Consider the following 22,126-nt stretch of genomic DNA (forward strand, 5'->3'; position numbering starts at 1 on the left):
TTGCGCAATTTATTTTATAAATGTCCGAACTAATAAGCTATTAAGATCTTGATAGGACAGAAAATAATGTTCAATACATTGTTTTTTAGAACATTAAACTCCATTTTAATTTTCAATTTTAACCACAGACATATTCGTGTTGTATGGTTGACTGCCCTTTAATTCCATCGATTTATTTGCAGCATCTATACTATTGTATTTTTGATAATAAATATAGTATTTACTTGAATTTACATCAAAGAAGAAATCAATATTGGTTTGACCAGAGGCAATGGCTTTTCTTAAGAATTCATCTCTTTTATCCACATCGGTATGAACGGCTACCACCAGGTAATACCCGTTTTCGGCATTGTTGACACCCTTGAGGATTTGGATATTACTCAACACCTCTCCGGAATCAAAATCTTCTGCTCTTAATGGCTCACTGGCCAAAGGCGTAATTTCTCTGATCATATTCAGGGTGGCCCTGTCTTTTTGATACCTTACCTGCTCATTATCATATGCAGCACGCCTAATTCGACGTTTTCTTTCAACTTCTGTAGCGACCTTAATGGTTTCCAGTTTCTTGAACAAACTGACTTTAGTGGATAAGGCTTGTTGTTGCTCGGACTTAAGCTCGTTAATTTTTCTTAAATAATAGGCATTGACCTGATCTGCTTTATTGCCTATTGTTTTTAGTCTTTCATTATACAAAGCTTGCAACTCATTAATTTTAAGATCCTGTGATTTAATAATATTATCGATATCAACTTTTAAGGCTTCAATTTCCCTGTTTTCGGCCGATATACTTTTAAAGGCCTTAGGGGCAACATATATACCCTGCTCACTTAAATCATTTTCTTCTTTTAAATCATCCAAGTCCTGTTGTTTAACAGCAACCTTAGCCTGCAATTGCGCTAATAGATTTTGTTGTTCAATTTTAGCATTTTCGGTTAATTCTGTAATATCCTTCATTTCCAGTGCCTCTCTATCTCTGGCTACAGGTACCATGACACCGTCCAATTCTTGCATTTCTATTTCTTCATCGCGCGCTGCTCTCGTCTTCGCTTCAGCCTCTTCTTTAAGCCTGGCTTCTTCAGCCAATTTTGCCTGAGCTTCCTGTTCAGCTTTTTGTCTGGCTTCTTCAGCCAATTTTGCCTGAGCCTCTTGTTCTGCTTTCAGTTTGGCCTCTGCTTCTGCTTTGAGTCTGGCTTCTTCAGCCAGTTTAGCTTGTAGTGCTTCCTGTTCGGCCTTTAGTCTGGCTTCCTCAGCCATTTTGGCTTGAGCCTCTTGTTCTGCTTTGAGTCTGGCTTCTTCAGCAAGTTTCGCTTGTTGTGCTTCCTGTTCAGCCTTTAATCGGGCTGCTGCTTCGGCCCTTAAACGTCTTTCTTCCACCAATTTAGCCTGTGCTTCCCTTTCGGCTCTTAACTTAGCTTCTTCAGCCAATTTAGCCTGTGCTTCCTCTTCAGCTTTTAATTTGGCCTCTGTCTCTGCTTTCAACCTGGCTTGTTCAGCACGTTTAGCCTGTTCAGTTGCTTCTTCTGCTTCTATGCGTTTTTCCTCCGTATTATCTTTTTCCACGACCTCATCGTTTTCGGGTATGGATGTCTGTATAGCATTGGTGTCGTTGTCGATTTGACCTTCTCGTACAGTTCTCGACTTTCTTACCACCCTTGGCCTATTGCTGTTATTTGCCGTTTGACGTCGAGCCGCTATGCCAGTTGATCGTTTTGAGGGCATTATCAGTGCTTCTTCCTCGTCGTCGTCAGCATAATTGTAACGGTAAGATTTTTTGAATTTATAAGCAATGGTGATCTCATGGGAATTTCCAAATTCTGCCAGGTCCCCAATGGCCTGCTCATAATTATATTCCAGGGCTATTTCCTTGGTTAAATTGAGTCCAATACCGCCAGAAACGCCATAAAGGGAATTATAACCGGCTTGCACCCAAATACCTTTAGGAACGGTGAGCATGGCTATTCCGGAAAATACCGTATTCTCTTTTTTAAATTCCGATCTCAGCAATGTAGAAAACTTACTTTGATCTAAAAACCCGCGAGTATTCATATAACCTGTATACATCACATGGGCCTGAACACTTTGTTCCGGATTGTCTTTGAGCATCTCAGATGTATTAAAATTATACGATACAAGATTATTCACCGATAGCCCAAAATCGAAAAATGCAGTGCCATAGTTTATTCCCGGATTAATAAATAATATAGAATGGGTTGGAATATTATCCAAAGAAGGATCCGGAAAATTGGTGACCACTTTACCCTCATTTAAACCACTTTGATAAAACCCCAGGTTCATACCAAAGGTGAGGTTACTGTCTCTGTTTATAGTGGCATTATAAGCAAAGTTTAAAACCCCTCCAAAGCTGGTCAATACACCATAGTCCTGTTGAAACAGACCAATACCAGCTCCCATGTTTTCTCTAAATCGTCCTGAATAACTAAACAAATACGTATTTGGGGCATCATCAAACTGTACCCATTGTCTTTTATTGGTAAAACTGATGTATCTATTTTGTTCCCTGACAAAACTAAAGGTTGGATTTATGGCATATCTGTTAAACCTCAATCCATTTCTTATAGGCAAATCAAGAGCTATTACACCATCTTCTTGTGCTATAGATTGCTGAATACCAGCAAATAATATAATATATAAAAGAAGATGTTTAATCATAGTTTTATTTGATGACCGTTATTGATCCCTTTTTTGTATTGTTGTTTGCCGTTGTAATGATATAATAGTAGACTGGATTTATGGAATTAAAGTCTAATTGGTTTTGTGGCCAGTTATTTTGATAATCATTTGTTTGCAAGACGACTTTGCCCTGTGCACTGTAAATAACAACCTGAGTATCCGTCCCACTGACATACTGTTGCGGAATGATCCATGTGTCATTGACACCATCACCATTTGGACTAATAACATTTGGTATATTACTAACTGCAGGAAAAGCATCTATCACCGAAAATGTAAATTCAGTAGAAGCATTGCAACCCGTCGTTTGGGATATCACCACCCTGTAATTTCCTATTTGGTTTACTTGGTAAATATTGCTTACCGCCCCAGATATTAAAACATCATTTCGGTACCAGTTAAATGTTGGGCTAATGGCATCGGTAGTCACGGTTACCGTCAATGTTTCTCCTTCGTCCAAATAATTGTTTTCCGGAACATCAATGGAGCTTGTAAAGCCTTCGGCATTAAGGTCTATCGATGCCGTATCTGTACAATTGCCCAAATCCACTTCCACCGCATAGGTTCCCGATTCGTTGGTTTGATACATCTGACTGGTAGCACCAGAAATTTCCAGTCCATCTCTAAACCATTTATAACTAACACCCGAAATCGCACTTAGTGTTGTTGGTCCATTTCCCGAACAATACGGATTTCCCAAACTGGAACTAATCTCTGAAGTAGAACCCGAACCGGATTCGCTAACCGTAACTCGGTTAGAATAAGAATTAGACGTACAGGATCCGTAGTTCGTTTCTACAAAATAAGTTCCAGATTCTGTGACAACCAAAGATTCTCCCATGGATATAAACGCTGATGTTGATGGTCCTGTTTCTTTATACCAGTTAAAGGTTAATGAGGGGTATTGCAACGGTGAGTTGTTTGAAGGGGGGCCTGGATTGTCTATAGTCAATAAGTAGCTGCCTCCCGGGCAGTAGGCACCGGTAGCCACTAAGTTGTTTATGGTAAATGGTTCATCCTGTGCTTTATAATAGGCCGGAAAGGCATCAGAGGGGGTACTTGTGGCGGCAGGAGATGTACTTTTCACCCTTAATCGATACGCTTCACCCGAAACTGTTGTTGGAAATGAAAAGGTTACCGTGGCAGGAGAAGTGGTTATACTACCGGCTGTTGACGTATAAATAACGGTAGGACTAGAAAAGTCACCCGTATCATCCGATAGCTCAATAAGAAATTCATTTCCTGCCGTTACGTCTCCTTCGGGTGAAAACGTGAATGTGACATTATACGTATTAAATGATGCACTTGCACATGCCTGACTAAAGCCTAAATTGGGCTTACTAATTACAATTTGAGCATGACTAAATAAGGATAAGCATAAAGTAAAAACAACAATTACGATTATGGATTTATAATATTTCATTTGTTATTTTTAATAGATTTAGGTAAAGCAAATCACGATCATTTAAAAAGAGATTGATGATGCATTCCAGTTGAACCGAAGAACCTTAAGGTAACGCCTATCACCTGTTTTGAGGTTCCCTTTCTGCGAATTGACAGCTTCATTTCAAACAGAATGCCACAATTTATAGAGCCTCAATTCATAGTTGCTTCATTTAGATTATTTGTGAAGAGTCATATCCATTCATAGTTAAATATAATCTCAAATACGTCTTAATCATCGATGAGATCCGGGTCGTTATTGGTAGCTATAATTTTGTTTATTTTCAATCTGAAATCCGGTCGTCTCTCATTTCTAATATCAATAAATGTTTCTGCATTGGGACTTTTGGAGTACACATTGAAAAAGGCACTATTACCATACCAATTTTCCAGGTCGTCATTATTAGCATTGTTTTCAACAAAAATATTTCCATTGCAGTTGTTAAAATACATCTCGGAAAATTTAATCTTTTCTAAATTCTCTTGATTAATATGCACCTTACTGTCGAAAATAACGGCCGGATTAAAACCGGAAATCACGGTCTTTTCCATATCCAGGGACGTAAAATGCCCCACGTATACCCCTGCCCTTACCAAGCCCATACTAATGTCATTCTTTAAATCTTCGCTATCATTAAGCAAGGTTAAGTTTTTAGCGGTTAAGGAAGTTCCCTTTTTAGACAAATCAACTTCCCCTGGTTCTTCATAAGACATCACTTTAACACATCTCGATCCCTCACTACTGGATATGTATGGGGAACGAACTGCCAGGGAATTGGTTAATTCGCACTGGGCACCATAATTAAATTTAAAATCATTACCATTAGATTTATAAGACACTGCCCTATCTATACTTACGGCTCCGCCCAAGACCTTAAAGGCATCACCGGCAGCAAAACTTACCATAACATGACTGATTTCGGTCTTTTTACCCACACCGGCTAACAGCAACCCATTAAAATAACCGGCGGATTTGGTTCGTTTCCCGGCATATTCAATACGTACATAACGCAATATACCAGAGCTTGCTTCAATATTTTCACCACCATAATTGGTATTTCCGTAGTTGGCCGGATCGAGTTGTTCCAGATAAGCTGAAACTGACCCGTTACCGAATTTATTCGTAGGTGCGTCACCAAGAATCATAATGCCTCCCCAATCACCGGCACGCTTTACACTTTTGCTAGAGGTAAAAATAATGGGATCGGTTTCCAGGCCTTTAGCCATAATTTTAGAACCTTTAGCTATGGTCAATGATCCATTAGTTTTATAATCACCAATAATAACTGTTCCCGGTTCAATGGTTAATGTAGCCTGATTAGCAACAAACACACTCCCTAATAATAAATAGGTATATCGTTTATGAAGTTTGGTGTCTTCGGTAATACGACCAGTTAGTATTTGAGTAGGTTCACCATAATATTCTTGATTGGGTCTGAATTGTGTCCAATTGTTTAACCAATTGTCTATGCCTACTATTCCTTTTTCTTGTTGTCCGGATATAGTTCCAGAAACTCCAAATACCACAAAAAGCAAAAAGATTATTTTAGTAGATTTTTTCATGTTTTAGGGCTTTTAAAAGATTAATCACTACTTTAAGGCCAAACATATAAAAAATATCCATGTAATGCAATTTTTTACGATTAAATGCATTATTTGAATAATAATTAATCACTTTTATCGATGAAATACATCATTTATCGGATAAAGGTAATTTTGTCTGTTTTTCTTAAAATTATGTTAAAAAAACCTTTAATTCCACCAAATCCTGAAATTATATTCAAATTAAAGCCCATAAAAAAAGCTAATGGATACCATTAGCTTTAAGGCGTTTTTTAAATTATTCCATAGATTTTAATGGAATTCGGCGTATTCATGAAGGGACTTTAAGGTTTCCTCGTAGAATAATATAGCAGAAATTAAGTTGTCGGTATCAGAATACGGTAGAATACGTTCCTGAAACTCGGCGTTGGACTCTAAAAAGTTATCGGTAGCTTCGAATTGCCTGTCTAAACTCTTATAGTTTTCTTTATCGCTTGGAATACCTAAAGTAGACATGGTTACACCTGGCTTGGTTGCGAAAGCAATATAAGGCAATAACCTCACCAGGCTTTCAATACGTTCAACATAAAGACCTAACAACTGACCTTTTTGAAGGCGCTCCAACTCAGGTTTATTATGGTATTTTTTTATGGCTACTCCTTCCTGAATAATACTCTTTTCTCCCTTATTCTTTTGGGCAAAACCTAGACCGGTTGCCAAGAAAAAACATAACGTTAAAAAAATAAATTTTGTTCGCATATCGTAGATTTTAGTAATACTTTCGAACAAACATAATACATTTTATCGAATTATTTGGTATTTTATCTATTTTTTTATGACTTATTGACGAATATTCCTTCTTGTTTTTTTAGTTGTAAAACGCTAATTCACTACAAATTAATACGTTGAGATATTCAAAACATGTTAGATGAAATGCCCTATTAAAGTTGAATATTTTAATGGATTACCCAAACCCTCTGGGAGTCTGAATTATAATTCTTACAACATAGCACTATACTGGGATGACAAGGTTTTATTCCAATTGAATTATTATAAAGGCCACATGCTAATGCAAGGACTTAGGTCACGTTCTGGTCTGCTTCCAAATCATCCCAAATTACCTTAACACCTGAATTGATTTTTTTTAGTTTTGTGAAAAGATGAACCATAACTTAAGACTATCGCTTATTTAATTCCTACGTTTTGAGCTTATCTTGTATCGTCATCCCGTTATTTAAATAGTAGTCCTGTAATTTAAAAGAAAACCTCACCGCAACCCGGATCACCATGTTTATCTCCAAACACAAGCATGGATACATATCCGTTTTGTAGTCATTAAGCCGGATAATACAGGTGTTTAATACCAAACCGAGAGCACTTCACAAATGTACTATATGAAATACGTTCAACGGATTATCAGTGAAAAAGCTATAAAATGGCTAGTCTTGTTGAATAAAATAGGCCATGACGAACTTCGTAATTAAAAAAGTTACCTACCAGTTACTATTTTTCTACATCCATAAAGACCCATTAGCATATATTCAAAATAAAGTGTCCTTTGAAACAGGTAACACACTATTAGGGTGATTGGTGTCCACTCCTCGCTTATAGAGATCCCGACTCACGGGATGCGCCTTAAAGTCTCTTTGGGTAAAACCAAATGCCATTAATTCATTTATCTGGGACGGATTAAGCCCATCGTCCAACCAATCCTCGTAAAGGTCATAGGCCAACACCAAAGGCATTCGTTTCTTTTGGTTGTGCACTTCGGCAAAAAAAGCATTGGCTTCGGTGGTCAATATGGTTGCGGAATATAAGTTATCATCCCATTTATTGTACAGTCCGGCCATGACAAACAAATCGCCTTCCGGAAATGTTCTGGTGGGTTGATAACAGAAATACGGTATGGCCACACCGTTTTCATGATGGGGTTCGAAAAAGCCATCACATAAGACCAGGCACCGTTTATCTTCGGCACTGTGTTTATAGGAGGTTTTTTCAAAGATGCTTTCACAGCGTGCATTTAAGGTATTGCTTTTCTTCCAAAAAGCCTCTGGATCATGGAGCCCCCAATCCGGTACCAAGCCCCAGGCAGCAGGATAAATCGCTTCTGGATTATCCATAGGTATAATGTAGATATTGCCATGCGTAAAACCATTAAGATGGTAATAGGGTGTATACTCCAAAGTAATGGTAAAATCCAGGCTCAATTCGGCTCGTAACCTCGAGATGACTTGTTCTTTTGTTTTACGTAAGGCCTTGGAATAACACATAACCGAATGTAATCAATTTTAAAATAAAATGACCATCCGTTTTGGGATTTATTGTTAGCACTATCTGTAAACCATAGCCCATGACTATTGAATGGGTTCTAGAATGGGGGTGTTCGACCACCTAAATTCGCCTATTAGCCAATAATGGTGGGGGTTCTCCATTAAACGGATTCCATCTGCTAATGCTTTTGGCATGCATACCACTAGCTTTAATAACTGCCCTATCGCCATACCGTTCCCGCATTTTATCCATAGCCTGATAGAGATTTATAATTTTTTCATCATCCTCAAAAAGATCAATCTGATACCCCCCCTCAACCAAATGGCTAAACTTCACCCCTATAAGCCGAACCAATAACCGTCTTTGATATAGCTTTTTGTAAAGAGACATGACCACGGGAATGATTTTATGATCGGCAGAGCTATAAGGTATCCTTTTTTGGATGGTATACGTGTTAAAATCGGAATATCGGATTTTAAAAGTAATGCAAGCCGTTAATTTATTACCCCTACGTAATTGATAAATCAGATTTTCTGCCATGGCCATTATAATGCCCTCTAATTTCTTAACATCGGTAGTGTCCCTGTCGAATGTTCGTTCTGTAGAAATCGATTGTCTTTCACGGTATGGCACCACAGGGCTATCATCAATACCATTGGCCTTTTTCCAAATGCTTAATCCGTTTTTACCTAACACCTTATACATCATTTCCATAGGCATTTTTTGCACCGTATGAATGTGTTTAATACCCAAATCGCAAAGCGATTTAAAGGTTACGTCTCCTACCATGGGGATCTTCCTGATCGACAGGGGCGCTAAAAAGTGCTTTTCGGCACCCTTTAATATCTGTATTTGATTGTTTGGCTTCGCCTCTCCCGTAGCCACTTTCGATACGGTCTTGTTCAATGATAACCCAAAGGATATCGGTAATCCGGTTTCTTTAATAATTCTTGCTCTTAGCTCTGTAGCCAGCTGATGGCAGCCAAAAAATTTGTCCATACCTGTAAGATCTATATAAAATTCATCTATGGACGATTTTTCATAAAGAGGAACACCTTCCTTTATGATCTCGGTTACCATATTGGAAAACTTAGAATATATCCCGGAATTACCCCTTAAAATAATAGCTTCTGGACATAACATCCTGGCCATTCGCATGGGCATTGCAGAGTGTACTCCAAATGTTCTGGCCTCATAACTACAAGAAGCAACCACACCCCTATCGGTCGTACCGCCAATAAGAACTGGTTTACCGATTAGCTTCCTATCCAATAAGCGCTCGCAGGATACAAAAAAGGTGTCCAAATCCATGTGAACAATGGCTCGGTCTTGGTTCATATAACCATGGATTTAAAGGGCTTATCAGAATATCTAGGGTCTTCAATAATTGGTAATCGATACATCTCACTAACCTCTATGGTCACACAGTCAAATTCTTCAAGCACCTTACCAATTATACTGTAAACCCCTTTACCTCGAAAGGGATGTTTCGTCGCAACAGGGGGGAAATGTACCGTATCCAAAAAATTACCTTCAATATCCAAAAAGGTCCCGAAATACATCCGTTTACCATTGGACGTAGAGGTTCTTTTAGTGGTAACCAAATACCCCGTAGTACGTACCGTCTTATTACTATAATTCCTTAGCTCTCTGGCTTTTACATGGGACTCAAGAGGGTTTAAAAGCAGTTTAAAAGGATGGCAAAGCGGATAGCCCAACAACTCCATTTCATCAAAAGCATCCTCTAAGATTGTCGAAGGCAACTCCGGTGTTTTGTAGCTCATTCGTTCTGTCCTAAACAAGGTCATGGTATGCCTCTCACAAATTACCTTATTGATCTTCATGTAGGCCTCCCACAATAATTCCCTTTTGTGTATTCCTGTAAATCTAAATGCATTGATTTTAATAAGTATAGTCATCTGTTCCATGGAAATAGGGACCCGTTCAATAAAATCATCAAGGGATTCATATTTACCATTTCTAGTTCTTTCATCGACTATATTAGATATGGTTTTGGACTCAAAGGACTGTAAAAACATAAAGCCGATAACAATGTGTTTCCCATAAATAACGGTATGTTTAAAACTCCTGTTGATACAAGGTGCTTCAATAATGCCACCATGCATCCTAGCCTCATGGATGTACAATTCGGTACTGTAAAAGCCCCCAAAATTGTTAATGGTCGCCACCATATATTCCAAAGGATGATAGGCTTTTAGGAAAAGACTTTGGTAACTCTCCACGGCATAGGATGCCGAATGTCCTTTGGCAAAAGCATACCCCGCAAAGCTTTCTATTTGTCTCCAAATCTCATGGGTTAAAGCCGGATCCTTTCCACCATGTTCACAGTTGTTAAAGAACTGTTCCTTTACTTTTAAGAATTCGTCCCTCGATCTGAATTTGCCGGACATACCACGCCTTAACATATCGGCCTCACCAAGATTTAATCCCCCAAAGTAATGAGCTACTTTAATAACGTCTTCTTGATAGACCATTACCCCAAACGTATCGGGCATAATGCTCAACAGTACAGGGTGTGCCTCCTTTCGTCGTTCGGGATAGCGATATCTCAAAATATATTCCTTCATCATACCGGATTTGGAAACCCCCGGACGGATTACAGAGCTGGCAGCCACCAATCCAAGATAGTTATCCACCCTTAACTTTTTTAAGAGCATTCTCATGGCCGGGGACTCCACATAAAAACAACCTATAGCCTTGGCATTTTTAAGAAGGTATTTAATCCTTTTATCCTGTTTAAATCTTTTGATATCATGTATGTCTATTGGGGGTTTATCCGGATTGTTATAGCGGACTACTTCCACAGCCTCCTTAATCTTTCCAAGGCCCCTCTGACTTAGTATATCAAACTTATACAACCCTATATCTTCTGCTACTACCATATCGAACTGAGTTGTTGAAAATCCTTTAGGGGGCATAAACGTAGCAGTATAATAGTGTATGGGTTGTTCTGAAATAATAATACCCCCGGCATGTATGCCCAAATAGTTAGGAAACCCCTCGATTAATTGACTGTAGGTAATAACGAGTTGGGAAAGCTTATCTAACGATCGGAAATTATAATGGCCTGAAGAAAGCGTGTCTATTTCAGATTTTGGCAGTCCAAATACCTTACCAAGTTCCCTAACCGATGCCTTGTACTTAAATGTATTATAGACAGTAATTAATGCCGTATGTTTGAATCTCCTAAAAATAAACGCAGTAACGTCATCTCTATCCCGCCATGAAAAATCAATATCAAAATCCGGAGGATTGGTACGATAGAGGTTAATGAAGCGTTCAAAATACAAATCAAGTTCAATGGGGTCAACATCTGTAATTCTAAGTAAATATGCTATAATACTATTGGCTCCACTACCACGACCAACATAGAAGTACCCCTTACTCCTGGCGTATTTGAGAATTTTCCAGTTGATCAGAAAATAAGAGACGAATTCTTTCTGCTTTATAATTTTCAATTCCTTGTCGATACGGTCAAGAATTGCATCGGTTACTTTTTCATAGCGGTACTTTATCCCCTCATAGGTTAGTTTCCTTAAAAACCTATAGTCTAATGCCTTATTACCTGTATATGCCTCCTGGTTGTTGGGTGTTTGCTGACTAAAATCAAAAGTTACCTTACAGGCTTTAATCAATGCTTCAGTATTGGATATAAGATAGGAATGCTCCTTAAACTTTGAAACGAGATCACCTTTTGGCATGAATCTATCCGTTTCGGGGGCAACTTCACATGAAGGCAATTTGCTTAAAAGGGTATTGTTATCGATAGCCCTGAGCAGCCTGTGGGTGTTGTATCCCTTTTTATCTTTAAAGGTAGTGGTATGCAAGAGGACCAACTTGCTCCTATCGCCATGGTAGCGTAAAAAGGTTAAGGTGTTTAAATCGGCATGTCTTACACCCCAGTATTCATTTCTTGACAGGGGATTGCCATCATATTTTTGGAAGGGATATATCGTATAAACCTCATCCATTAATTTGGCTTTTGTGGGTATTGTAAACTGCTCTAAGTGTAAAAAAGAAGATAGATACTCATTGATATTTTGAAAACCTACATTGGTCTTGGCCAAAAGGACAAATTCTTGCTTAGCCCCATTTCTAAAATCAACACCAATCATTGGATTGATATGGTACTTAGGGGCAAGCCTCATGTAGTCCAAACACGCTGAGGTATTGTTAACATCCGTTACTGCAAAGCTATGGTATCCCCCTTTTTTTGCAAGATCGAGTAGTTCCTCCGGCTGTATCGTGCCGTACCGTAAACTAAAATAGGTATGCCCATTTAAAATCATATTACAAAATTAGTTTCATTTTTAAACAATTATTGTTTAATTTTGAAACATTATGAATTTTATTGCATCAAATACACGCTACATCAGGGAAAGAAAGGGGTATACCCAAGAATACTTTGCAGATGAGTTAAAATGGTCAAGGTCTATGGTTATGGCATTTGAGTCTGGTCGGACAAAGCCTTCCATTGAAAGGCTGATAGAGCTTTCCGATTATATCAAAATTCCGATTGACACCTTGATAAAAGTTGACCTTAGAAAAACAAAAGATATTTCCTTTATAGAAATAGCGAATAAGCGGGTGTTGTTTCCAATCATGGTCGATGAGGATAATGAAAATCTCATCGAGGTCGTTCCTGTGACTTCCACAGCAGGCTATTTATCCGGTTATGATGACCCTGAATATATTGAGCAACTTGCCAAAATGAAGTTACCGTTTATCCCCACAGGCAAACACAGGGCATTCCCAATTAAGGGAGATTCCATGTTGCCCCTAAAAGATGGTTCTTTTGTGGTTGCCAAATATGTAGAACGCTTTGAGGATGTAAAGAATGGGAGCACATACATTATACTTACCCGTGAGGACGGGATGACGTATAAACGGGTTTTTAATAAAGAGAAATCATTGGTATTGAAACCGGACAATCCTAATTATGAAGCGTATGAGGTTTCCAAAGGCGATGTATTGGAGCTCTGGGAGTTTACCTGTAGCATAAATACTAAAGAGTACGATGCCCATGACCTAAGGTACAGTAGTATTATTAAAATGTTGAACGACCTAAAAGTAGAACTGGAAGTGTTTAACAAACCTAAAACATAATATCTCTCATTGTAAACCACGGGTTGATACTATTGGCATAATCCTGTAAAAGTTGCATGAACTGGAGAAAATCACAGGTCCTAACAGTCATTGTATTTATATTTTATCCCACCCTTAAATAGCGCCTTAGTTAGTACTCATTAGTCTTCTTTTAAAACTCATGATATTTCGTGAATCATTTATGAAATATCATGAATACACGAAATATCGTTACTGTATTTTTTATAAAATTTAACTCTATTTATTTGATTTACAGTATTTTATATGGTTTGGCATTCCATTTGAACTTTACTGAACATATCATAGTCATAAATCATCAAAATCACTAAAAACTCATGGAAATTCTAGACATTATTGGATATATAGGAGCACTGATTGTTGGAATAGTATTAGGATTAATGGGCGGTGGCGGTTCCATAATTACCGTTCCCGTTTTAACCTATCTGTTTCATCTTAACCCTATAACCACTACCGCTTACTCCCTATTTGTGGTTGGCACCTCTTCTTCCATAGGAACCCTAAACAATTGGAATAAAGGTCTCATAGATTACAGAGTGGCCTTTGTTTTCGCTATCCCGGCATTCTTGGCTGTTTATATGGTTCGTAAATTCATCATGCCAATGATTCCTATGGAAATCATCTCTGTAAATGATTTTATAATTACTAAGGACATGGTAATCATGGTGTTTTTTGCAGTAATCATGATATTTTCGGCCACTTCCATGATTAGGAAAAAGACATTATTATCCACAGATCCCATGTCAAATCCCTATAATTACCCCTTAATAATTTTTGCGGGAATAGGTATTGGTCTCATAACAGGTGTTATTGGTATTGGGGGTGGTTTCCTAATTATACCCACGTTAGTTTTATTACTAAAAATACAAATGAAAAAAGCTGTGGCCACCACATTATTTATCATTGCCATAAAATCCCTGGTCGGGTTTTTGGGTGATCTCGGAAATACAGAAATTAACTGGACTTTTCTTCTGCTTTTTACGGCCATCTCAACCATTGGCATCTTCTTTGGCAGCTCCCTTTCTTCCTACATTAAGGGAGTAAAGCTTAAAAAATCGTTTGGATGGATGATTTTATTCGTATCCTTTACCATTCTTTATAAAGAGATTTTCATCTAATACTATTTTACATGCCTCAAAAACACAGTAAGAGAAATAGTCATCGGTATAAAAAACAATCATACCCAGCTCAACCTTCGTCCTTACTTTACTAATTAATGCCGGTAGGATTAGATTATTCCAATTTAAATCCAGTTCTTTGTATTTATTAGCGAAACTATATTATTTAGCAAAATTTTTATACTTCCATTTAACTCTTTTCTATCTTAATTTTTATTGCTAAACAAACCCACACCGTTATTGAAGGGGTTTCATGCTCGTTTATCCTGAGTCATTCAACACCTCTTTATGATTGCGCATGGGTATGACATTAATTAATATTTAAAATTTTATAATTATGAAAGAAGGTACAGTTAAGTTCTTTAACAGAACTCGAGGATTTGGATTTATTGCATCATCTGACGATAGTCAGGACATCTTTGTGCATGAATCCGGATTGATTGACAGAATTAATGAAAATGACAAGGTAGTTTTTGATGTTGAGCAAAGCTCAAAGGGTTTGAACGCCATTAATGTTAAATTAATTGATTGACTTATCTATAAAGCAGTTACAATTTAATTAACACTTACTTTAAGATAATCAAACAAACATGCTCATAATACCTATCAAACCTGGCGAGAAAATTGAACGCGCCTTAAAATCATACAAGCGAAAAGTCAGAAACACGAAACAATTACAACAAATAAAAAGCAATAAATTTTTCAAAAAAAAATCCACCAGGAGAAGAGAAGAAATTGCGAAAGCCAAATATAAAGAAGATTACCAGCGTTCTCAAGAAATTTGAACGATACGGTTACCCTCCTACTCCTAAAGATAGTGACATAACATCGCTTTGAGTAACTCGTTTAATGGGCTCTTTTATTGTCATTGGCATATTCCGAAATGATAACTGTTTCCATACTCCTACAATAATAATTCCTTTCCAACAGGATCTGTATTAAGTCAGACGGAGGCCACCACTTCCTTTGATGTCGTTTATTTTTTATTATTTTAGCGCTTCTGTAATCTTAAATTTTTCCTGTGAAAAGCATGCTTTTTTCATTTATGGCTTTAACTCTTTTATTGAATTGAAAATCTAATGATGGTGGGGCCTTTTTCGGATAGGTTTGTAATGATTGCAGGTTTGTCAATTTATTAAGTTCTTGTGATAACAGCGCTTCAACTAAAATACAAATTACCTGTGAGGAATTTGAAAGACTCACAGAGATTAGACAAAGTAATACCAATGCGTGTATTGAAATCACAGTAAATCCCAGTGATGGTGGTGAAGCATCTAGCGGATATGGTCGCGACTGGTTTTTCTCATGTAATGAATAGTTATAAGAATCTCGTAATGCACTTTAAAAAGGCATCATATATCCTTTGAATTGAAGCCATAATTTCTAAAATAGAATTAAACCACTTTTTTTGTACTGAATGGATTACCTCCCGATGCAATATCTGAAGTTACCTCATTATTACAAGTCTTTAATAGGCAAAATATAGATGATGCAAATAGCAGAAATGACCTACCATAAGACGACCAAAAAGCCATTTGGTTAGTCCATATGAAAGCTGACTAACGATTGGGTCCAGGAATTAATCAGTACTGATACGGCTACCCTACATTTTGATTGAACCCATTCTTTTCTAAGAATTTATTAAATTAACTATTTTTATCTTTTTAACGTAAAATGTGCCTGAAACTGTTTCCTTAAACCATCCCTTGGCTCAATGTAGCTTACTATAAACCAATAATCGCTTGTGGGCATTTGGGTACCGTTATAAGTACCATCCCAACCAGAAGAATTTGGAAGAATCTGTTTGATTAATTTACCATAGCGATCGAAAATAGCAACGGTTGCTTGTAGATCATCTTGCCCGGTTATAGCCCAAGTATCGTTGAAGCCATCGCCATTTGGTGTAAAATAAAGCGGATAATCCATGACAGTTATTCTTGTACTTCCAATTCTACAGCCAGTAGAATTCATGACACTTATTTGATGTTCTCCCATCGAGACATTATTGAAAATTGATTCCTGTTGCCATGGTCCATCATCGATACTATAGTCATAGATATCATTGGAATCATCAAGAATTGTGACCTCAATGTTATTTTCTTCAATAAAAGTATTAGAAACAACTTCGGCATTTATTTCCAAAGGTGAGGAATCCAAGAAGCTAAAATTGAATTGATAATGTTCAATGACAACGTTAGATGTGTTTCGGGCTTCCGCTTTATAAATTCCCTCATGAGAAACATCTAAAAAGGCTGTTCCTTCACTATAAATTTCTATAAAGTTTCCTTCATCATCTTCTTGATACCATTGATAATGCGTAGCATTTGCGGTTGAGGCATTCAAGGTTTGGATTACATCAGTACAAGCCTGGCTTTCCATTACTATTGGTTCTTCAACCAAAATACAATTGGTGGTCGCTTCACCTGCAGTTTGCGTAACAGTTATAAATCCGGAATCCAATGAGAAATTGGTTATCAATAATAAATAATATTCCCCAGCGATGGTATTGGCTAAATTAACATACTCAACAAAATCTACTTCAAAACTACAGTCCTTTATTTTATCTGCATTCAAATCTGAAATACAGGGCGATCTCGGATCAGTAAATGGCCCAAACAAAATAAAATCTACATCTAAATCTGGTATATTCCCGAGAACCGTGCTTTGTTCAATTTGTAATTGAATATCTCCTGGCTGATCAATCTGAAAATAAAACCAGGCAGGGTTTAGTGCAAGAAATAAACATCCATAATCCGGACCATTTTCGGCTAAATTAAATCCTGAAGTATTGGGATAGAAGAAAAGACCTGACCCACATAATGGCTCAGCATCAATACAGAATTTCCCACTACCTTCTTGCGATTGAACAGATGAATGATAAACGATAAATATTATAAATATTGCTATGTACCGTACTGACGTCATACATTTGAGGCAGAATTAATTTCAAGACGACTTTCTTCGATTTTCAAATGGTAATTTTATTTCGAAGAACTTGTCCCTATTATTAGCTAATGGATTGACTCTATTTACCATGGACGACGGAATTCTTTTGGATTCTCTGGAAGAAACCTTCGTCAATCGGTTACAGCTAAATCGTAGCAAGAGTAAGTTTATAATTAACAATATGGAAATTATAGCAATAATAATCATCCCTCTATTTTATTCGTATCATCAAAAACTACTTTAGATTAAACAACCATGCCTCTTGCCTAAAACATAGAGGCACTGCTGTTCGCGCCTATCAATCGGGTTTATCTATTCTATCTGGAAACAACTAATTTAGAAGAACTCCAGTTATGATCTACATCTTCAACCTTTAAGATATATAGTCCTACTTTTAAATGGGAGACATTCAAACTGTTATTATATATAGTTTGAGATTGGTATACACGTTTCCCTGTCATATCATATATAAATGCACGAATAATCGTATTCAAACTACTTATATGTAATGTGGACTTTACGGGATTAGGGAAAATTTTTAGGGTATTGACTTTTAAGACTTCACTTTCAACAGATAACGTCCCTCCAAACTCAAATGCCCCGGCATCTTGAATCCCTTCACGGGAATAACCACGTTGGTCTGTAGTGGGAATAGCAATGCCTGTAGCTGCCGTACAATAATCGTCTCCCGTACTGCTTTCTGTAATAGGAATCACTAGAGTGCTTCCACCTGCATCAGTCAAGGTCCCGGTCAAACCTGCATAGGTAGCCGTTTTACCTCTTTGATTATTTCTGGAAGCATTGTCTAAGAATCCAGTATTGGGGCTTTGCAATCCTCCAAGGATACAATTTATGACCTCTATTGTATTAGAATTAGCAAAGTTTAACACTTTTTCTGAAAGTACATCTGCCGTAACAATTATAGAATTAAATGCTTGGAAATTAGTATCTTCAGTTCCTGCCGAAGTGAATTGAATACCATTTTTAACAGCCGTGCCACTGTGGTCGTTGTTATATAATGTTGCGTGAACTAATTGCAAGCTCGTGTTGGCACCGCCATTCCCATCAGTGCCAATGTAGTCAGCTGCCTTTGCCCAAATTCCACCGCCGCCTGCACCTCCACTGCCACTGCTAGCTATATTATTTGAAATTGTTGAATTTTCAATATTGCATTCTATTCTGTACTGATCACCAAATCCGTTGTTGCCATTAATATAAATTCCGCCACCATTATTAGATGAATTACTATCAATTAGCGATTGTTTTACATTTATTACATTATCCACACTTGCACCGTTATTTGGAGCCACAATCAGACCTCCTCCATCTCCGTTTCCACAGCTATTATTTTGGATTGTGCAATTTATTATGTCGACATTGGAGCCTGCAATCCCAATTCCACCACCATTTTTGGCAGCAAAATTATCCACAATCATTAAATTGTTCAAAGTAACCGATCCGGTAACTTTATCAATGTTAATACCACCACCGTTATCCATAAAATTCCCATATCTTATCCCAAGATTTTCCATAATGACATTAAGATTTTGTGCATTGCCGTTAATAGTAATTACCCTGGGTCCGGTACCATCAGCTGAGGCAGAACCTGCGGCTTGTATGATATCTATCGTAGGATCTGTACCCCTTAGTGTGATACTTTGGTTGATTGTAACGGATTCTGTAATTGCCCCTGTTATCAAAATAACATCAGCTGGGTTAGTCGAATCGGTAAGGGCATCAGCTATTGAGGCATATGGATTGTTTCCATAAGGGTCGCCCTCAATAATTATTTGTGCAGAACCTACAACCGTAAATACTGCCAGGAATAAAAGTGTAATAATCTGTTTCATGACTCAATTATTTAATAATTTACATTGTTTTTAATCCGTAGGTTGTATTGTTTTAGTCTTTATCTAGTGCTAGAAATATCTAATCTTTAAGATAGGTTAGTATCTAAAGCATTAATTTTTTTAAGAAATTTGGGGAGAGAAATAGAATGACTTCCATTTTAAAAATTGGCTTTCCTTAAACAATTTATTATTCAAGGAAAGCCCGCTATTAATCTATTCCACCATTAAACGTTTAACAAGGCTTTGGTTATCTGTTTTAATAACCATGACGTGCATGCCACTGGATAAATCGGAAATAGAGAACTTGTTTGAGTTATAAACTTCTTTCTCCAAGCTTCCAAGAATAGAATATATCTTAACAGAATTTATTTTGTTTTGACTGCTAATATTAACCCATTCCCTAGCAGGATTTGGATATACCCTCATTTCATTATCTCCAAGTGTTATATCAGCTGTTGATAAAGTAGCCCCTAGTTCAAATGCACCGGCATCTACTACCCCCTCTCTTGTATACCCGCGTTGATCTACAGCTGGAAGTGATATACCTGTGACGGCCGTACAATAGTCATCAGCAGTTAGAGCCCCAAATCCAGACTTATCTAAAATTGCATAAACCTGAGTATTGCCACCTAAGCTTTGTAAACCAGAAGCCGTATCTAAACCAGATTCGTTAGCTGTCCTACCTTTAAGATTGTTTTTATTTACGTCATCTACAAGAGTTGGGACTGCATTGAGTCCCCCAAGAATACAGTTCACAACATCTGTTGTATTAGTGTTAGCAAAGTTTAAGGCTTTTGTCGCAACATCATCCCCAAAACTCACAATAATCGAATTATAGGCGCTGAAATTGGTTAGTGCAGCTGAACCGAACTGAAGACCAGATTTATTTAAAGCTTCATGAGAATTATTATAAATTGTGGCATGAACTAATTTTAAGGTAATATTCCCAACAGCAGTATTGGAAGTCCAAGGTCTTGCTGCAGAAAAAATAGCACCTCCCCCGTTACCACCTGAAGCACTTGTGGCCGAGTTATTAGAAACCGTACTATTCTCAATATTAACATCTATTAAATAGTCATTTCCAAAATTGTTATTTCCATTGATATAAATAGCTCCCCCATTTCTTCCTGTATTGCTATCAATGAGAGATTGCTTTATATCGATAACACTATTAATCCCAGTAGCATTATTTGGGGCTGCGAGTATGGCGCCACCATCTGTACTAGCTAGATTATTCTGAATTGTACAATCCGTAATAGTAGCTATAGAACCGGCAAGCCCAATGCCACCACCATTGCCTGAAGCATAATTGTCTTCTATGATAAGGTTTGATAAGGTTAAGGATCCTGTAATTTTATCAGCAAAGATACCACCACCGTTACCGGCATCATTACCATTTTTAATACCCAAATTTTCAATTGTTATATTTAAAACTGGCAGTGGATCCGGGTCCGTTGAAGAAGCGCTTAAAGAAACAACTCTGTTGCCGCTACCATCGGATGCTGGTGAAGCTGCTGCTCGAATAATATCTGTGTTTGGATCCGTACCTCTTAATGTAATGCTTTTATTAGAAACAGTAATTGCTTCGGTCCATGTACCTGAAATTAAAATAACGTCATTATCACTTGAAGCATCAATTGCTTCTTGAATGGTCATATAAGAACTACCGCCTTGTATTGAAACTGTTTGTGCTGAAATTGATAGAGCAAAAACCGCGAATAATAATAAAGTAATTTTCTGAATCATAATTTTGGAATTTAGTTTTAGTTATTAGATTTATATTCTTTCCATTTTTGCTGGCGCTCTTTACCTAGAATATCTTTAACTTGATTAAAAACCTTTTTACCCATTTCCCTTTGTTTTTCGTTCAAAGTTTCTTGGTCATCCGCATATTCTTTTCTCCAAGCCTGGACGGTAGTAAACCGCTCCAACTGTATCTGGTAAATAGCTTTTGATTCTTCCTTGCTTAAGGACAAAACCTCGGTCATTTCATCGGCAATCTTTTGAGCTTTTTTCTCCGGTTTTGGCTGGGCATTCAAAGACAGTGTCATGAATAGAGCAATAATAAATAGTAAGTGTCTCATTGTTATTTAATTTTAGATTTTAGTAAAACTTTTAGTTTCCATAAAAATACTTTGTGAATTTCTACTTTTAGTTTTAATGCTATTCAATATGGTTTAAATTCTAACCATATTAAATAGTGGTTCTTTTAAAAGTAGTTTTTGTGAGTTTTGTCGACAGATTTAGTTTTGTAAAACTGTTAAGAGCATTCTATTCAATCTTTACCTTAGATTCGGGGTCCAAATATCCTAAAGAGACCAAGAAATTATCTGTATGTATAATAGTGTCTCGGTAATTTTCAAACTTATTGTAATTAAAAAACCCATGCTTTTTGCCCTCATATAAATGCAGTTCGCATGTACTTCCCACTTTTTGCATGACGGTCTGATAATATTTTACCGTTTCAACGGGGATTAGGTAATCATTTGTTCCTAAAAACAATATGGTAGGTGGCGCGCCTTTTTCAATATTATGAAGCGGTGAGAAATTCTTGTAAGCATCGCCAATCTTATTATAACCAACACCAGCTGGGCCATTATCTATAGCCGGATTAAATAGAACCAGTGCATTGGGCTTGCAGTTTATGGATACATCATCAGAGGTTTCGTTATAATCGCTAATCAATGCCGTAGCGGCGGCCAACTGACCACCTGCTGAAGCTCCGGAAGCTACAATTTTTGAGGTATCGATCTGGAATTCACTGGCGTGTTCTTTTATATATCGTATAGCAGATTTTGCATCCTTCAACGATTCAATCGGTGTAGTATGGTGCCTTTCCCTAACCCGATAGTCAACCAGAAAGCACACCATACCTCGCTTGGAAAAATATTTGGCGTGCGGTTCAAATTGTTTGATGGTACCTTTGTTCCATCCGCCTCCAAAAAAGAATACCATGGCAGGGTATTCTTTATTGAAATCCATACTTTCAGGCCGATGTAACTCCATCACTAGTTTTATGGAATCTATTTGTTTATATACAATTTGCTGTTGCGAGAAGCTCTTTCCTGCTACAATTAAAATGAACGCCAGAATTAATATGTGTTTAACTTTCATTTA

The 22,126-nt window shown here is 37.3% G+C and carries 16 protein-coding genes; 4 read left to right on the plus strand and 12 right to left on the minus strand.

All coding sequences use genetic code 11. The features are described 5' to 3' along the window. Positions 1–105 precede the first annotated feature (105 nt). The 7 genes from MR054_RS08555 to MR054_RS08585 form a co-directional block, all read right to left on the minus strand. On the minus strand, positions 106–2,670 hold the full coding sequence (locus tag MR054_RS08555; protein ID WP_242157489.1) for a PorP/SprF family type IX secretion system membrane protein: 2,565 nt from the start codon (positions 2,668–2,670) through the stop codon (positions 106–108). A gap of 4 nt (positions 2,671–2,674) precedes the next feature. Further along, positions 2,675–4,114: a T9SS type B sorting domain-containing protein gene (locus MR054_RS08560; protein ID WP_242157491.1), complete on the minus strand. Its 1,440-nt coding sequence runs from the start codon at positions 4,112–4,114 to the stop codon at positions 2,675–2,677. Between the two features lie 251 nt (positions 4,115–4,365). After that, the gene (locus MR054_RS08565) at positions 4,366–5,697 is read right to left on the minus strand and encodes a hypothetical protein (RefSeq protein WP_242157492.1); all 1,332 of its coding nucleotides are present in this window, start codon (positions 5,695–5,697) and stop codon (positions 4,366–4,368) included. Positions 5,698–5,988: 291 nt separating this feature from the next. Beyond that, positions 5,989–6,396, minus strand: a complete 408-nt coding sequence (locus MR054_RS08570) for a hypothetical protein (protein ID WP_338081515.1) — start codon at positions 6,394–6,396, stop codon at positions 5,989–5,991. Positions 6,397–7,217: 821 nt separating this feature from the next. Then, positions 7,218–7,949, minus strand: a complete 732-nt coding sequence (locus MR054_RS08575; RefSeq protein ID WP_242157494.1) for an SOS response-associated peptidase — start codon at positions 7,947–7,949, stop codon at positions 7,218–7,220. Positions 7,950–8,070: 121 nt separating this feature from the next. Continuing rightward, positions 8,071–9,288 (minus strand): DNA polymerase IV, encoded by a 1,218-nt coding sequence (gene dinB, locus MR054_RS08580; RefSeq protein ID WP_242157495.1) that lies wholly within the window; start codon positions 9,286–9,288, stop codon positions 8,071–8,073. Further along, positions 9,285–12,260 carry a DNA polymerase III subunit alpha gene (locus MR054_RS08585; RefSeq protein ID WP_242157496.1) on the minus strand — a complete coding sequence of 992 codons (2,976 nt, stop codon included), beginning with the start codon at positions 12,258–12,260 and terminating at the stop codon, positions 9,285–9,287. The genes dinB and MR054_RS08585 overlap by 4 nt, the downstream gene beginning before the upstream one ends. Positions 12,261–12,312: 52 nt before the next feature. Between MR054_RS08585 and MR054_RS08590 the strand changes: the two genes are divergently transcribed. From MR054_RS08590 to rpsU, 4 genes are all read left to right on the plus strand, one after another. Further along, positions 12,313–13,077, plus strand: coding sequence for an XRE family transcriptional regulator (locus tag MR054_RS08590; protein ID WP_242084820.1), 765 nt, complete (start codon positions 12,313–12,315; stop codon positions 13,075–13,077). A 335-nt stretch (positions 13,078–13,412) separates the two neighbouring features. After that, on the plus strand, positions 13,413–14,213 hold the full coding sequence (locus MR054_RS08595; RefSeq protein WP_242084821.1) for a sulfite exporter TauE/SafE family protein: 801 nt from the start codon (positions 13,413–13,415) through the stop codon (positions 14,211–14,213). A gap of 337 nt (positions 14,214–14,550) precedes the next feature. Next, positions 14,551–14,745, plus strand: coding sequence for a cold-shock protein (locus tag MR054_RS08600; RefSeq protein WP_242084822.1), 195 nt, complete (start codon positions 14,551–14,553; stop codon positions 14,743–14,745). Between the two features lie 58 nt (positions 14,746–14,803). Further along, the gene (gene rpsU, locus MR054_RS08605) at positions 14,804–14,998 is read left to right on the plus strand and encodes a 30S ribosomal protein S21 (protein ID WP_242084824.1); all 195 of its coding nucleotides are present in this window, start codon (positions 14,804–14,806) and stop codon (positions 14,996–14,998) included. Positions 14,999–15,869: 871 nt separating this feature from the next. Here the strand turns inward: rpsU and MR054_RS08610 are convergent. From MR054_RS08610 to MR054_RS08630, 5 genes are all read right to left on the minus strand, one after another. Continuing rightward, the gene (locus MR054_RS08610; protein WP_242157497.1) at positions 15,870–17,138 is read right to left on the minus strand and encodes a T9SS type B sorting domain-containing protein; all 1,269 of its coding nucleotides are present in this window, start codon (positions 17,136–17,138) and stop codon (positions 15,870–15,872) included. Positions 17,139–17,476: 338 nt separating this feature from the next. Further along, positions 17,477–19,009, minus strand: a complete 1,533-nt coding sequence (locus MR054_RS08615) for a T9SS type A sorting domain-containing protein (RefSeq protein ID WP_242157498.1) — start codon at positions 19,007–19,009, stop codon at positions 17,477–17,479. Positions 19,010–19,222: 213 nt separating this feature from the next. After that, the gene (locus tag MR054_RS08620) at positions 19,223–20,755 is read right to left on the minus strand and encodes a T9SS type A sorting domain-containing protein (protein ID WP_242157499.1); all 1,533 of its coding nucleotides are present in this window, start codon (positions 20,753–20,755) and stop codon (positions 19,223–19,225) included. 17 nt (positions 20,756–20,772) lie between these two features. After that, positions 20,773–21,093: a hypothetical protein gene (locus MR054_RS08625; protein WP_242157500.1), complete on the minus strand. Its 321-nt coding sequence runs from the start codon at positions 21,091–21,093 to the stop codon at positions 20,773–20,775. Between the two features lie 187 nt (positions 21,094–21,280). After that, positions 21,281–22,123, minus strand: coding sequence for an alpha/beta hydrolase (locus tag MR054_RS08630; RefSeq protein WP_242157501.1), 843 nt, complete (start codon positions 22,121–22,123; stop codon positions 21,281–21,283). Positions 22,124–22,126 lie beyond the last annotated feature (3 nt).

The organism is Aestuariivivens sediminis (assembly GCF_022662105.1).
Lineage (GTDB): Bacteria > Bacteroidota > Bacteroidia > Flavobacteriales > Flavobacteriaceae > Aestuariivivens > Aestuariivivens sediminis.

Excerpts from the sequence above, each read along its gene's own strand:
- MR054_RS08555 (WP_242157489.1), bottom strand. The coding sequence starts at position 2,670 with ATGATTAAACATCTTCTTTTATATATTATATTATTTGCTGGTATTCAG.
- MR054_RS08560 (WP_242157491.1), bottom strand. The coding sequence starts at position 4,114 with ATGAAATATTATAAATCCATAATCGTAATTGTTGTTTTTACTTTATGC.
- MR054_RS08565 (WP_242157492.1), bottom strand. The coding sequence starts at position 5,697 with ATGAAAAAATCTACTAAAATAATCTTTTTGCTTTTTGTGGTATTTGGA.
- MR054_RS08575 (WP_242157494.1), bottom strand. The coding sequence starts at position 7,949 with ATGTGTTATTCCAAGGCCTTACGTAAAACAAAAGAACAAGTCATCTCG.
- dinB (WP_242157495.1), bottom strand. The coding sequence starts at position 9,288 with ATGAACCAAGACCGAGCCATTGTTCACATGGATTTGGACACCTTTTTT.
- MR054_RS08585 (WP_242157496.1), bottom strand. The coding sequence starts at position 12,260 with ATGATTTTAAATGGGCATACCTATTTTAGTTTACGGTACGGCACGATA.
- MR054_RS08590 (WP_242084820.1), top strand. The coding sequence starts at position 12,313 with ATGAATTTTATTGCATCAAATACACGCTACATCAGGGAAAGAAAGGGG.
- MR054_RS08595 (WP_242084821.1), top strand. The coding sequence starts at position 13,413 with ATGGAAATTCTAGACATTATTGGATATATAGGAGCACTGATTGTTGGA.
- MR054_RS08600 (WP_242084822.1), top strand. The coding sequence starts at position 14,551 with ATGAAAGAAGGTACAGTTAAGTTCTTTAACAGAACTCGAGGATTTGGA.
- rpsU (WP_242084824.1), top strand. The coding sequence starts at position 14,804 with ATGCTCATAATACCTATCAAACCTGGCGAGAAAATTGAACGCGCCTTA.
- MR054_RS08610 (WP_242157497.1), bottom strand. The coding sequence starts at position 17,138 with ATGACGTCAGTACGGTACATAGCAATATTTATAATATTTATCGTTTAT.
- MR054_RS08615 (WP_242157498.1), bottom strand. The coding sequence starts at position 19,009 with ATGAAACAGATTATTACACTTTTATTCCTGGCAGTATTTACGGTTGTA.
- MR054_RS08620 (WP_242157499.1), bottom strand. The coding sequence starts at position 20,755 with ATGATTCAGAAAATTACTTTATTATTATTCGCGGTTTTTGCTCTATCA.
- MR054_RS08625 (WP_242157500.1), bottom strand. The coding sequence starts at position 21,093 with ATGAGACACTTACTATTTATTATTGCTCTATTCATGACACTGTCTTTG.
- MR054_RS08630 (WP_242157501.1), bottom strand. The coding sequence starts at position 22,123 with ATGAAAGTTAAACACATATTAATTCTGGCGTTCATTTTAATTGTAGCA.